At 64.3% G+C, this 14,644-nt stretch carries 6 protein-coding genes and 1 pseudogene; 5 read left to right on the top strand and 2 right to left on the bottom strand.

The window, feature by feature from the left end:
• Window positions 1-31 precede the first annotated feature (31 nt).
• Entirely contained in the window at window positions 32-2,797 is a 2,766-nt protein-coding gene (locus tag ACS7SF_RS22105) for a TonB-dependent receptor (RefSeq protein ID WP_439894263.1), read from the bottom strand.
• Window positions 2,798-3,384: 587 nt separating this feature from the next.
• Between ACS7SF_RS22105 and ACS7SF_RS22100 the strand changes: the two genes are divergently transcribed.
• The 3 genes from ACS7SF_RS22100 to ACS7SF_RS22090 all read left to right on the top strand — a co-directional run bounded on the left by ACS7SF_RS22100 (window position 3,385) and on the right by ACS7SF_RS22090 (window position 11,578).
• Window positions 3,385-7,710 (top strand): two-partner secretion domain-containing protein, encoded by a 4,326-nt coding sequence (locus tag ACS7SF_RS22100; protein WP_439894262.1) that lies wholly within the window; start codon window positions 3,385-3,387, stop codon window positions 7,708-7,710.
• Window positions 7,707-9,404: a ShlB/FhaC/HecB family hemolysin secretion/activation protein gene (locus tag ACS7SF_RS22095; protein ID WP_439894261.1), complete on the top strand. Its 1,698-nt coding sequence runs from the start codon at window positions 7,707-7,709 to the stop codon at window positions 9,402-9,404. The genes ACS7SF_RS22100 and ACS7SF_RS22095 overlap by 4 nt, the downstream gene beginning before the upstream one ends.
• A gap of 398 nt (window positions 9,405-9,802) precedes the next feature.
• Window positions 9,803-11,578, top strand: a complete 1,776-nt coding sequence (locus tag ACS7SF_RS22090; protein ID WP_439894260.1) for a choice-of-anchor Q domain-containing protein — start codon at window positions 9,803-9,805, stop codon at window positions 11,576-11,578.
• 25 nt (window positions 11,579-11,603) lie between these two features.
• Here the strand turns inward: ACS7SF_RS22090 and ACS7SF_RS22085 are convergent.
• Window positions 11,604-12,519, bottom strand: a pseudogene (locus tag ACS7SF_RS22085) (amino acid ABC transporter substrate-binding protein).
• Between the two features lie 312 nt (window positions 12,520-12,831).
• On the opposite strand from ACS7SF_RS22085, the gene ACS7SF_RS22080 reads away from it, so the two are divergent.
• The gene (locus ACS7SF_RS22080) at window positions 12,832-13,818 is read left to right on the top strand and encodes a MerR family transcriptional regulator (protein WP_439894259.1); all 987 of its coding nucleotides are present in this window, start codon (window positions 12,832-12,834) and stop codon (window positions 13,816-13,818) included.
• Window positions 13,819-13,896: 78 nt separating this feature from the next.
• Complete coding sequence (folE, locus tag ACS7SF_RS22075; RefSeq protein WP_439894258.1) at window positions 13,897-14,625, top strand: GTP cyclohydrolase I; 729 nt, start codon at window positions 13,897-13,899, stop codon at window positions 14,623-14,625.
• The last annotated feature ends 19 nt before the right edge of the window (window positions 14,626-14,644 follow it).

Genomic DNA, 14,644 nt, shown 5'->3' with positions numbered 1-14,644 from the left:
TCTTCAGGGATAGGGTATGGATTGCTCGGTCTCAGAGCTTCTTGGGCGTGTAGGTCAGCCCAAGCCAGTACGTGCGGCCAAGCGAAAACGTGTCTTTCAGCAGGTTGCGGCCCGGGCCGGTCACGCTGACCAGCGGCGAGTTGGTGACGTTGCCGATCGAGAAGAGGGCGCGCCATTCACCGCCGATGTCGTAGTGCGCCTGCAGATCGATCTGCTTGCGTGCCTTCCAATAGACGTCCTGGCTTGGCAGCGCCGAGTCGACGATGCGCAGGCTGTCGCCCGACCAGTTGTAGGCAGCGCTCACGCCGAACTTTTGGTAGTTGTAGAAGACCGTCAGGTTGCGGATCTGGTCAGGCTGGTTGACCAGGCGGTCGATGGTGCGCGTCGCGCCCGAGGTGGTGAGCGCATTCAGGCGCCCCGCCAGCAAGGTGAGGTTGCTGCTGAACCCGACGCCCTTCAGGTACGGATTCACCCAACCCAGGGTGCCCTGCACAAAGTTGAACTCCATGCCGTTGAGTTGCGAGCTGGACGCATTGAGCGGCTGCGAGATCGCTGCATTGCGGGTGGCACCGTCAAAGAAGATCTGCCCCTGGCTTTGCACCGTGTAGATCTCGTTCTTGATGCGCTTGTGGAACGCGGCCACCGAAGCGAGCCCCGCGTTCGGCAGGTACCACTCCGTGGAGACATCGAAGTTGTCCGATTTGCGCGGCTTGATCTCCGGATTGCCCTGCGAGATCGTGACCGAGCCGTCGGTGTTCTCCGAGATGGTGGTGTTCGGTGCGTAGGCGTCGTAGTTCGGCCGGCCGATGGTCTGGCTTGCCGCAAACTTCAGTTTGACTGCGGAGCTGGCGTCGAAGATGAACGAGGCGGCCGGCAGCGTGAAGTTGTAGTGCGAATCCTTGGTGGACGATTGCCAGGTCGTGTTGCCGTTGGAGACGCTGCGCACGTTGCCCGTGGTCGACAGGTCGGTGTTGTCTTGCCGCAGGCCAAAGACGGCGCTGAACCGGTCGGCCCGATAGGCGGCCATTGCATAGCCGGCGGCAGTCTGTTCGCTGTGCGAGTAGTTGCTCTGCAGGCTGCTGGCCAGGTTGCCGCTGTTGGCCGAGATGATGTTGGCGTTGGCCGCAAACTGCGCCCAGGCGCGGGCCGGGTCGACGATGATGAACGGCAGGCCGTTGGTGAACGGCATGGTCGTGCCGGACAGATAGCCTGCGCCCGCCAGCGTCATGCCGGCTGCATTGGGGTTGTACTGGTTGAAGTTGTCGCTGTAGCTGTGGCCCAGCCGGCGATAGTCGACACCGACCGCATAGCCGAGCCCGCGCGAGTCGGCATCCATGTTCTGGCGGAAATCGAGCTTGACGTTGCCGACCCGGTCATCGATCGAGATGGTCTCGTTGCGCCAGTAGTACGCCTGCCAGTTGCTCAGGTTGTCGAAGTTGCCCGGGTTGACGGACACGCCGGGCTCGAACCCCGACGTGTCGTAGTTCATCGCCAGGCCGGGCGTGCCGCTCAACGTGGGAGCGGTGCCGGGCGCGTTGTATCGGAACCTGGCGAAGATGTACTTGGCCATCTGCCGCGGCTCGCGATGCGTCGCCTGCGAGAGCGACGAGCGGAACGAGAGCACCTGGTCGTCACTGAGTTTCCAGTCCAGGCCGCCTTGCGCCGATTGCACCGTACGATCAAGCTTCGAGATCATGTTGCCCGCTTCGGCTTCGCCCAGGGCGAAGTGACCCGACGTCGGCGTCTGGTTGGAGACCGGATTCGCGCCGGTGCTGCGGCTGTCGTCGATGAAGGTCTCGTTGCGCGTCTGGCGGGTGGTCTCGTTGTTGTAGCCGAGTGCCACGAAGCCGTAGATGTCGGGGCTGAATCGCGCCTCCACCTTGGTGTCCAGGCCCTTGCGCTGGAAGTTCTTCAGGAACTGCCAGTACTTGAACTGCTGCGGCACCGGAATGCCGTTGCCCGTGTTCGGGCCGCCGGTGGTGGGGTTGTTCGCGTTGGCGCCGTTGGTGTTGTAGTAGTTGTAGAAGATGTTGTCGGTCGTCATGTGACCGATCGACGAGGTATCCAGGTTTTCGTAGTTGGCCGCGACGACAACACCCAGCGCCCCGGTGGGCCCGAAGGTGCTGCTGAACACCATGTCGGTCTTGCGCGCGAGCCCTTCGTCCGCCGACAGCACCTTGCCGGTGTCCCGCGTATGCCCGAGCTCGCCCGTGATGCTCAGATAGGGTTTGCCGCCGTTGTCGAACGCGCTGCGCGTGACGATGTTGACCGAACCGCCCACCGCGTTGGGGTCCTGATCAGGCAGCCAAGTCTTGTACACCTGCACTTGCTTGACCAACGACGACGGCAGCATGTTGGTGCGGGCGCTGCGGCTCGTCAGGTCGGTCGAGGCCATCGGCGCGCCGTCGATCGTGACGTTGTTGTAGCTGCCGTCCAACCCGCGAATGGCGATGAACTGGGCTTCGTCCCGGCCGTTGACGTTATCGGGGTTGAAGCTGACCGAGACACCTGCCACGCGCCTGACCGTATCGGTGACGGTTGCATCGGGCAGGTTCTCGATCTGGTCGCGCGTCAGCACGTCGACTACGCGCTCTTCCGTTTGTTTGGTGGCGACCGCGGCGCTGGTCTGTGCGCGCTGCCGCGTGACTTCCACGCTGCCGACGTGCTGAACCGCACCGCCAGCCTTTTCCGAGTCCTTGCTTGCCTTGGCAGTGCTCCCCGATGTGTTCTGTGCCGATGCGTTGTCATCCGCCGCCTGAGCGAGCAGCGGCAGCGCCGCACCAATGGCAAGTGCCATCACGGAAAGGCGCAGACAGTGCCTTCCCCCCTGTAGATCAAGCATGGTTTCCCCGAAAGCGTGGTTGGCGTGGTCGTGCGGGGCTCGGTGTGCTCGCGTGCTGCGCGGCCTCTTTTTTGAACCCCGTTCAGTCCGGGCTTAGTGCGCGCGGCGTCTTGTTGGCCGCGTGCCTTCTTCCGGACGGGCGAATATTAGTACTCAGTATGTGTAATATTCGTGACGACGCTGCATCGGGGGAATTTGTTGTATGAACCACGCCGGTCTAACGAGAGGCGTGGCGCACTTTGCAGGTGCCCGCTCAGCGCGCCTTCAAGGGAGGGCCGCTTAAGCTACCGCAAGGCGATGCCGGGAGTCATGAGACTTCAGAATGAAGCGATGGGAAAACGGAATGCGTTCGCGTGGTTTGGGCACCTCAAATGACCGGCAATAGGCGGACCGTGCTGCCCGACCCTACGTGCAGAACGCAGGCGAGTTAGGGTAAATGCCGGATTCAGCGGCGCTCGGGCACGCCGAATACCTAGGAGTTATCCGCTCCTAGGTCCCGCGCCTTAAGCACCACTTCTTTGCGTGGGTGCTGACCCAATCCCATGCATCGACACGCCACAAAGAATCGCGCCTATCGCCTGATATGGAGCCGCACTGCCCAATGCTGGGTTGCTGTGGCAGAACACGTGCGGGGACGCCGGGCCGGCGGCGCCATGCTGGTAGCCAGCCTGATCGCCAGTGCCCCAGCGTTAGCGGGGCCTTCCGGCGGCGTTGTGACGTCCGGTGCGGGCAGCATCGGACAGAGTGGCGCTACGACCACCATCACCCAGACGACCCCCAGGCTCGCCATCGATTGGGCGCGCTTCAGCATTCAACCGGGGGAGTCCGTCAACTTTATCCAGCCGGGTGCGGGTGCCATTGCGTTGAATCGCGTCACGGGAAGTGAGTCGAGCAGCATTCTGGGCGCCCTCAATGCCAATGGCACGGTGTTTTTGCTCAACCCGAACGGCGTGCTGTTTGGGGCGGGCGCGCACGTCAACGTTGGCGGCCTGGTGGCCAGCACGCTCAATTTGAGCAATGCGGACTTTGAAGCGGGCCGCTATGCGTTTTCGGGCAGCAGCTCGGCCGGCGTCGTCAATCAGGGCACGATCAGCGTGCCAAGCGGCGGCAAGGTGGCGCTGATCGCCAATCGGGCGGAGAACACCGGCAGCATTCAGGCCCCGGGCGGTGACGTGTTGCTGGCCGGCGTGGGGGCCATGACGCTCACGCTGGCCGACGGCAGCCCGCTGGGCTACACGATCAGTCAGGGCGCGGCCCGCACACTGGTCAACAACGGCGGCATGATCGTGGCCGACGGCGGACGCGTGGTGCTGACGGCACGCGGGCTGGACGCACTGAGCGAGTCCGTCGTCAATACAACTGGCGTGGTGCAGGCGCGCACGGTATCCAACCGGCAAGGCACCATCGAGCTGGCGGGCGACCCCGTGGTCGGTGTCACGCAGGTGAGCGGCAGGCTCGATGCAAGCGCCACGGAAGCCGGCGGTGTGGGCGGCACAGTCAAGGTCACGGGCAACAAGGTGGGCTTGTTCGATGGCGCGCAGATCAACGTACGGGGCAAGGCCGGTGGCGGTACCGCACTGATCGGCGGCAACGCGCGCGGCGAGGGCGCTGAGCCGAATGCCACGGCAACGTACGTTGCAGCCGACGCCACCATCGACGCGAGCGCCACCACGAGGGGCGACGGCGGCAAGATCATCGTCTGGGGAACCGACGTAGCCAATGTGCACGGCACGCTGGCTGCCAATGGCGGTGCACAGGGCGGGCAGGGCGGCCATATCGAGACCTCGGGCCATGCGCTGGACACCGACGGCATTGCCGTGAGCGTGACGGGTGGCCCCGGCGGCGCGGGCGGATCGTGGCTGCTGGACCCCTACAACGTGACCATTTCGACCGGCCCCCAAACTGGCGGCAGCTTTTCCAGCGGTGTGTGGACGCCGAGCGCCTCCGGCTCGCTGGTCAATATCAGCAGCATTCAGAGCCTCCTGAACAGCGGCAGCAACGTCACGATCACCACCACGGGTGCCGGCGCGCAGGAAGGCAACATCGCCATCAACAGCAGCATTGCCAAAACCGCCGGTGGTAACGCCAGCCTGACGCTGATTGCCGATGGACGCATCACCACGAACGCCAGCAGCGGTGCGCACCGGGGCATTACCAGCACCAGCGGCGCGCTCAATGTGTCGATGACCGCCAACGCCACCACGAGCGCGGCTACCACCAGCGGCATTGCCCTGCGCTATCTGGACATCAGTGCGAACGGCGGGAATATCAGCGCGACGGCCAGCGGGGCACAGTCGGCCACGGCGCCCGCGCTCAGTCTGCAAAACAACACGTGGGCCACAACCGGCACCGGCAACATCAGCCTGTCGGGCGTGTTGCCGAGCAATGCCAATAGCCAAGGTGTTTTCTTGAGCGCCAATACGCTGAGCACCGTGGGGGGCGCGATTACGGTATCGGGCACCAGTGGCGGCGTGGCCACTGTCACGGGCAACAACAGCAATGGGGCGCCGCTGTTTTCCACCAACAATATCGGGGTCGATCTGGCGGGCAGCAACACGCTGCGTAGCACGGGCGGCGGTGCAATCACGCTCAACGGCACGGCCACTGGCGCCACGGCCACCTGGGCCGGCAGCGGCGTCACGTTGAGTGCGCTCGATACGCTGTCGACCAGCGGCGCACTCACGATTGCGGGCACGGCCAGCAATCCGGCCTCCACCACGTACCGGAACCAGCTTTCCGCCGTGGACGTGGCGGGCAGCGGTGCCAACGCGGCCAGCCTGACAGGCGGCACGATCAACATCACGGGCACCAACAGCGTAGTGGGCGGCGCTAGCAGCACGAGCAACACCAATGCTGCCGTCAAGCTGGAGGGCAAAGTCAACCTCACGGCCACATCGGGGGCAATCACCATTGCGGGCTCCAACGCGGGCGGCGATGGCGTGTGGGGTTCAGGCACGGGCGCCGTCACAATGAGCGCGCCGACCGCCTCGGCCATCAATATCAACGCACAGTCGCTGGATAGCGTGAGCGGGTACAGCGGGTTTTATATCGGCAGCGGTGCGACGCTTACGTTTGCAACGGCGGCGCCCGTCACGATCTCGGCTTCAAGCCAGGCCACGGCGCGCCACGCGCTGTGGATCAAAGGCGGCCTCACGACGCCCGGCAATCTCTCTATTTCCACGACAGCCGGCTCGATTCAAGATGACGCGACGTTCGGTGGGGTCTTCCATGTCGGCGGCGGTACGACCATCGCGAGCACCGGCAACGAGAACAGCATCAGCCTGACCAATAGCGGCAACGCGTTCGGCGGCCCCGTTGCACTGAGCGCCACCAATGCCACGCTGGTCAACGGCACAGCATTGGTGCTGGGGACTTCCAACCTAAGCGGCAACCTGAGCGCGACAGCGTCGGGTATTTCGCAGACGGGTGCCGTCAACGTGTCGGGCACCAGTACGTTCAACGCGGGCACGTCGGCCATCACGCTCGCCAACACCGGCAACACCTTTGGCGGTGCAGTCTCGCTCACGGGCAGCAACGCTACGTTGGTCGACAGCGGAGCGTTGACGCTGGGCACCTCGGCGCTGACCGGTAACCTGAATGCAACGGCTGCTGGCATCAGCCAGAGCGGGGCGTTGGCGGTTGCAGGCACCACGACGCTCGACAGCGGCAGCTCTGCCATCGCATTGACCAACACGGGCAATGCGCTCACAACGCTGGCCGTCACGCAAGCGTCGGGTGTGGATGTGGTCAACGGTCGCGCGCTGACGGTAACGAACGTCGCCTCGGCCGGCGGCACAAAGTTCACCACCCTGTCGGGCGACCTGGCTGCACAGGGCAACTGGTCCATCACCGGTGGCGATCTGACGCTGTCGGCTGGTGCGGCCACCGGGCGTGGTGTCGCGGCGGGCGGTGACGTGCGCAGCAGCGCGACGCTAGCCATGGATGCCGGCCGCCACGTCACGGTGTACACCGGGGCGCTGAGTTCCACCGTGCTGGGCGGCACACTGGCCAGCCGGGCAGCGGCTGGCAGCGGCAACTTCCGCTACAACCGGCAGGACGGCGATGCCGCTGGCGCAACCGGCGTTGGCGATGGCCTGACCACCGTGATGTATCGCGAGCGGCCCACCGTCACCGTCACGCCCACGGATGCATCCAATACCAAGGTGTACGACGGTGGCAGCGCCGCCGACCCGAGCCTCGCCTACAGCGCTACAGGTTTGGTAAACGGCGATACGGCTGCACAAAGCTTGTCGGGCAGTCTGGCGCGCGCCACTGGGCAGGATGCCGGCAGCTACACCGTCAACCTCGGCACACTGGCCGACCGCCTGGGCTATCAGGTGCAGTTAGCAGCCGGGCATGCATTCACCATTACGCCCGCGTCATTGCTGATCACTGCCAACGACGCCACCCGCGTTACCGGTCAGGCCAACCCCGCATTCAGCGTCGCCTATACCGGCCTGGTGAACGGGCAGACGCCGCAGACCGCCGGCCTGCAAGGCACGCTGACGTTCGCGACGGACGCGACCACCGCCTCGCCCGCTGGGCGCTACGCCGTGCTGCCCGGCGGGCTGATCGCGAACAACTACAGCGTCCGCTACGCGGCCGGCACGTTGACGGTTACGCTGGCGCCCCCGGTGCTCGTGTCCGTGCCTGTCGTGGTGGCACCCACACCGCCGACCAGCGACGCAGCCCCGCCACCCGCGCCGATCATCGATACGCAGGTCAAGGCGCGCCTGGCGGGGTTGTCCTCTGCCCCCGCACCGGCCGAACTGCTCGAGCATGGTTGGCGCACGTCCACGGCGATCTTCGACCGCGTGCCGCTGGCGGGAGTCGATACGCCAGTCAGCCGCGAGGAGGCCGCTGAATGACCCTGCGCCTCAAACCTGTTGCTGCATGTGTACGTCGGACCTTGCCACCTGCGCTGTTGTGGCTGGCTGGCGCGCGCGCGCTGGCCGTCGAGCTGCCCCGGCCTGATGCTGGCGATGTGGCGCGCGATGCGGCACCGGCTCCTGCGCTCAGCGCACCCCCGGGCAATACATCGCTGCAAGGGCTGCCTGTTAAACAGGATGACAGCGCTGCCACCGATGACACCACGCCGATCCCCGTGCGCCAAGTCCATGTGACGGGCGCGCGGATGTACTCCACGGAGGTGCTCGAAGCGCTCGTCGCAGACCTCAACGGCGGAACGTACACGCTGGACGAACTGGTACGCGGCGCCGCGCGCATCACGCAGTTCTATCGCACGCACGGCTGGCCGCTGGCGCGCGCGTATCTGCCCGCGCAGTCCGTGCGCAATGGCGAGATCGAGATTCGCGTGGTGGAAGGCGTCGTGTCTGACGTGCGCGTGCATGTGGCCGAAGGCAGCCGCTTGCACGCCGATGTGATCGAGGCCCGTTTGGCTGCCGTCCCACGCGATGCACCGCTCGAACAGGCATCGGTCGACCGTGCCTTGCTGCTGCTGTCGGACCTGCCGGGTGCAAACCTGAGTGCCACCTTGGAGGCCGGTGCGCAGCCGGGCCAGACCGCTCTGAGGGTGGAGAACCAACCCGCACCGCTCGTCAATGGCCGGCTGGAGGCGGACAACTACGGTTCGCGCTACACGGGGCGTGAGCGTGTGGGCGGCACGATCAACCTCAATAGCCTGCTGGGCCGAGGCGAGCAGATCAGCGCCCGCGTGCTGGCCAGCGACAGCGATCTCTACTATGGCCGCCTCGCTGCGCAGGTGCCCGTGGGCAGCAGCGCCTTGACCACGGGCGCCAGCTTCACGCGCACGCGCTACGTGCTGGGCTCCACCTTTGCAGCGCTGGATGCCACCGGTCATGCCAACGTTGCCGAGTGGAACATGTCGTACCCGATCGTGCGCAGCGTTGCGGCCAACGTCTTCGCGCAACTCAGTGCGGAGCACCGCGACATCGTTGATCAAGTGGGCGCGACCGGCACCGATACTGCCAAGCGCGCGCGGCATCTCAGCGCGAATCTGCTGTTCAGCGGCCGGGATGCCTTCGGCGCCGGCGCGGACACGCAAGCCAGCCTGCGGCTCGGCACGGGCACCCTCGATATCACCTCCGCCGATGCTGCCGCCATCGATGCGCTGGGCGCGCAGACCGCGGGCCGCTACAGCACACTCAATCTGGATCTGCAGCGCAACCAGCGGCTGGGCGGCGCCTTGGGCACGCTGCTGACGTTGCGCGGTCAGATGGCCTCGCGCAATCTGGATTCGTATCAGAAGTTCGTCCTGGGCGGCGCCAGCGGCCTGCGTGCATATCCGTCCGGCGAGGCATCGGGCGACCAAGGCTGGTCCGTCAGCACCGAGCTGTACTACGTGGTGCGCACCATGTTCGTGCCCAGCGTGTTCTACGACGTGGGCAGCGTGCAGATCAACAAGCACCCGTTCATGAGCGGCAGCAACCATCGCACGCTGCATGGGCTGGGGATCGGCGTGCGGGGCAACGCGCGGGCCGTCGACTGGAGCGCCACGGTCGCGTGGCGTGGCGGGGCGCCCGCCCAGGCCGAGCCCGATCGTGGTGTACGGGTTTGGATTCGCGTTGGTTGGGCGTTTTAGGCCCTTCAGTAGAACATCGTGTTGCCAAATATTTCTGGCGGCGCGGAAAGCAATGCGCCTTCGGAATAGGGTTGTTGAAAATTAGAATAAAGACGCACCATTTCGACTCCTAAAAGCTTGGTATTGCCGTCGACTCGGTTATGCCAATTTCAAGATGCGCAAGATTGTGATTAAACCTTAATCCATATCCGAGGGATTCTTAACGCTCGCCCATAGGAAGCGAATAGATTTGCATTCATAATTAAAGATTGTGGATGCAATAGTCCAATGCAATGCGTTGTTCTCTGAGTGGAGGCGCGCGGGCAATCTGCTGTATTGAGACGATGCTGTCCTGCGACTACGGAACGACGATGGTTCGATACGGCACTTTGATTTCCTTCGCCTTGATGGCGAGCTGTTTGGCTCTGACCGCTTGCGGCGGCGGAGGCGGAGACGATAGCGGCAGCGGCAACGGCACGAGTTCCACCACCGTCACGAGTCCCGGCCCCGGCGGGAGCCCCACACCCGTCCCGAGCGGCACCGCGCCGGTCGTGCTGTTCACGGACGTTCCGAGCGGCCCGGTCAGCGGTGGCGAGAATGGCCTCGGCGCGTACCTGACGATCTTCGGTCGCAATTTCGGCGATCCGTCGGGCATCGGTTCGACAACGAAGGTCACCATTGGCGGCGTGCCCGTCGCCAACTATCGCTACCTCGGGCCGTCCAAGGTCAACGGTCGCACCGGGCTGCAGGAACTGATTGTCCAGGTCGGCCCGCTGACCGGCAATGCGCTGGGCATCGCCCAGCCGGTCGTCGTGACAGTCGGTGCGAACGCAAGCAATTCAAACGTGACGTTCACGCCGAACCCTGGCCACGTGCTGTTCGTCTCGCTGTCCGGCAGCGACAGTACCGGCGCGCTCGACGACATCAACCACCCCTACCGCTATCTGCAGAACATCACCGCCGGCACCGGCGCGTATGCCAATGCGCATGCGGGCGACCAGATCGTCGTGCGCGGCGGCACATGGTCGGACACCAACGGCCTCGATGGCACCTGGCTGCGCTTCGGCACCTTGACGGGTTCGGCACCCACCGGTGCTGCACGCACCGGCTGGATCCACATCACGTCCTATCCGGGCCCGATCAACGGCAACGCGCCCGAAGACGTGCACTACGTGACACCGGCCAACAGCACCGGCGGCATCCAGGGGCCGTGGTCGGCCATCCATGCGTACGGCAACTATCTGGCCATCTCGAACCTGCACCTGGAATCGAGCCCGACCGCGAATACCGATGCGGCGCCGATCAACATGCAGTACGCTACGGGCCCGTGGCGCATCTCGAACAACGAGCTCGGCCCTTGGGCGTCGACGCGGGCTGCGCCGAACAACGCGAAGGCGGGCGGCATCAGCGGCGAGGGCACGGGCGCTGAGATCTTCGGCAACTACATCCACGACATCGCGTGTGCCCTGGGCCAGTCCAGCAACCCCCTTGAGAACCACGGCATATACATCGACGACGACGGCTCGTACAACGTCGGCTGGAACGTTATCTCCGGCATCACAGGCGGCAATGGCTTCCAGGTCTTCACCAACGGCGGTTTCTCGACGGTGACCAACAACATCACCATCCACCACAACGTGATCGACGGCGTGGGCAAGCACGGCATCAACCTGGCTGACGGTACCGGCAACAACGTCCAGGTCTATGACAACCTGATCATGAACACGCAGTACTCCGGGCTGCGATTCAATACCACCGACCTCGCGAACGCCAAGGTCTGGTCGAACACGTTCTACAACACGGTGCTCAACGCGAATGCGAAGCAGGGCAGCAACTACGGTGTCATCTCGAACGATTGGGGCCTGCCTGCGGGCTCGGTGAGCTTCGCCAACAACATTTTCTACGCCAGCACGGGAAGCGGCTTCTTGGGCGGCTCGGTCAACTTTAACGGCAGGGAAGGCAGTTGGGCCAACAACCTCTGGTTTAACGGGACGGGCGGCGCGCCCGGGTTTGCGACGGCGGCAGTGACCCTTGATCCGCTGTTTGTGAGCGCTGGATCGGACTTCCACCTGCGCGCGGGCAGCCCGGCGATCGGTGCCGGCAGCACTACGGCGAGTGCCCTCGTTACCGACGACCTGTACGGCACGGCCCGTACCCGCACTGTCGATATGGGCGCTGTGACCTACTCAAAGTGATCGATGGCGGTATGCGATTCAACGCTCAATCGGCAGTCTTGTCGCTCGGATACTTGAACGAGTCGCGCAGCAGGAAGTTCATCGGAATGTCGAGCTTCACCCCGTGGGGCGGAATCGGCTGCAGGAACCATTTCCTGTAGAGCTTCTCGGCGTCGCGGTCGAGGATGATGTTGGTCATCGCACGATCCACCACGTGCTTGAATTCCGCATCGTCCTTGCTGAGCATGATCGCGTAGGGCTCGACCGTCAGCATGTCACCAACGACGGCGTAGTCGCCCGGGTTCCTGGCGTTGGCACGCAAGCTGTAGAGCAGCACGTCGTCCATTGCAAAGGCGTCGGCCTTGCCGCTCTCCACCATGGCAAAGGCTTCTGCGTGGTCTTTCGCTTCGAGAAGCTTCATGCCCAGCACGCGCGCATCGTTCACCTTGCGCAGTTCGGTGATGTTGGTGGTGCCTTGGGTGGACACGACGGTCTTGCCGCGCAGGTCGTCCCACTTGCGGATGCCCGACGATGTTTTCACGAGCATTCGGCTGCCCGCGATGTAGTGCGGGATGGTAAACGCCACCTTCTCGCGTCGCTCACGCGTGTTGGTGGTCGAGCCGCATTCAAGCTCGGCCTTGCCCTCGGCGATGGTCGGAATGCGCGAGGACGGCGTCACCATCACGTACTGCACCTTCAGGTCCGGCCGCTTGAGGTCGGTGCGCAGCTTGTTCGACCACACGCAGACAGAGATCCATGGCGTAGCCGACGGGTTTCTTGTCAGCGTCGTAGAACGAGAAGGGCACGGAGCTTTCGCGGTATGCGAGGCGGACGGTGCCGGTATCGCGGATACGGTCAAGCACCGGCGTGGAAGAGGCCAAGGCGAGTCCCGGCACAAAGATAGACAGCAAAACGATGACTCGCGCTGTGACGAGTCGGTCTTCAATCCATTTCAACGGCATGGTTCCCCGGGCCTCGAGCGTTGAGGGTCGTGGCCGGCTCGGCAACGATCCGATATCGGTTCCTGCAAGCCCTAGATGATGGAGCGCATTGGGTGAGAGAAGTATTCCGAATGCGCATCGGTCCAGTCCGCACCCTCATAACGAGTGGAGTGGACCGTGTTTGTCTAGGCACGCTGCAATGAGTCCTTCTGCAATTTAGCGCCAAAAAGCGACTCAAATCCGATTCAAACTCCCTCAAAAGCGGCCATTACCCCGACATTTCATTGACGTTGTCGCGCACGCAGCGTTTCATGTAAGCCAATCAGCGCTTGCATGGAGACGCATGTGCAACACGAAGACAACGCAGCCCCCCGGTATCGAAGTGGCACGGCCGCCCGCATGGCGAAGATGCCTGTCTCCACGCTACGTGTGTGGGAGCAGCGCTATGGCGTGATTTCGCCGACCAAATCGGAGTCGGGCCAACGCCTGTATTCCCGTGAAGACGTCAAGCGGCTGACGCTGCTGAGGTCGCTGGTGAATCGCGGGCATGCCATTGGCGCTATCGCGCACGTCGACAGCGCCGAGCTTGAGCAACTGCTTGAGACGTCACCGGCCGCCGAAGAGCCAAGCCCGCCCGTGTCACACGCTGCGATCTCGCTTGCCGTCTGCGGCCCGCTGCTGGCAGAGCGCGTGCGGCGCAGAAAGAGCACGCTGGCATCGCTCCGTATCGAGCCGGTCGCTGAACTGCCGGCGATTGACGCACAGGCATCCCTGGCACTGCCCTCGGGCACCGATGTGTTGGTTGTCGAAGCAGCGTCTTTGCAGCCTGAAACGGCGCAGGCGATCCTGACGGCTGCACGCAGCGCCGGCACTAGCGCCATCGGCGTGATCTACAGCTTTGGCACAGTGCGCGCCACCGACATGCTGCGCGCGGCGGGCGTGCGGCTGTATCGGGAGCCCAACGCGCACAGCGAGCTGGATCAGGTCCTGCATGAGTTGACGCAGCTGGTGCGCGTCGAGGCCGTCTACGGAAAGCTCGAACCGCTGCGGCGCAATGCACGCCGGTTTACCGATCGCCAGCTGGAGATCTTTGCCAACGCATCGCAGACGATTGCCTGCGAGTGTCCGCGCCATCTGGTGGATCTCATCCGCCAACTGGACGCGTTCGAGCGGTTCAGCGATGGCTGCGCGGTGCGCTCCACGCTGGATGAGCAACTTCACCGGCATCTCGGCGATGTCGCCAACCGCGCGCGCCTGATGCTCGAAGACGCGATGGAATTCGCCATTCGGGCCGAGACGCTGCATCCACCCGCCAGTTAGCTGCGTATACAGCGCTCAGGAACGCCCCTGAGCCGGCATGGGCGGTGAAGGCACCGCCCGCTTTCGGAGGCAACTTCAATGAAGCTCACTTTGGATCCGCCCGGGTTTGCCGGGGCGGCTGGCAGCGTGCCGCTTTCTGTCCGGGTTCGGGAGCGGTTACTGAGCGCTGGTCACCGCTTTCACGCCAACGACAACATCGCGGCCTACCTGCGCGATGGCGAACTCGACCTGCTCCAGGCCGAGGTGGAAGAGCGCCTGCAGGCCGTGCTGCGCGCGCTCGTCATCGATGTGGAGCAAGACCACAACAGCCGGGAGACGGCCCGCCGCGTCGCCAAGATGTTCGTCCGTGAGGTGTTTGCCGGGCGCTATGTCGCGGCACCCGAGGTGACGGCGTTTCCGAACGTCGAGCGCCTCAACGAGCTGATGGTGGTGGGGCCGCTGCGGGTGCGCAGCGCGTGCTCACACCATCTGTGTCCGGTCATGGGCCGGGCGTGGGTGGGCGTCATGCCCAGCAAGGATTCGCAGTTGATCGGCTTGTCCAAGTACGCGCGCCTCATCGACTGGGTCATGAGCCGCCCGCAGATCCAGGAAGAGGCCATCAAACAGATTGCCGATCTGCTGGAAGACCGGATGGCGCCCGATGGGCTGGCGGTCGTGCTGGAGGCCGAGCACTACTGCATGCACTGGCGCGGTACGAAAGACGATGGATCGCGCATGGTGAGCAGCGTCATGCGCGGAGTGTTCCTGACCGACTCGAGCTTGCGGCGCGAATTTCTTGCGCTGCTGCCGGGCCGCAAAGGCGAATGAGCGATCAACGATCCGAAGA

Source organism: Ralstonia sp. 25C (assembly GCF_051904805.1).
Classification (GTDB): Bacteria; Pseudomonadota; Gammaproteobacteria; order Burkholderiales; family Burkholderiaceae; genus Ralstonia.
This window is presented reverse-complemented; position numbering and strand designations above follow the sequence as displayed.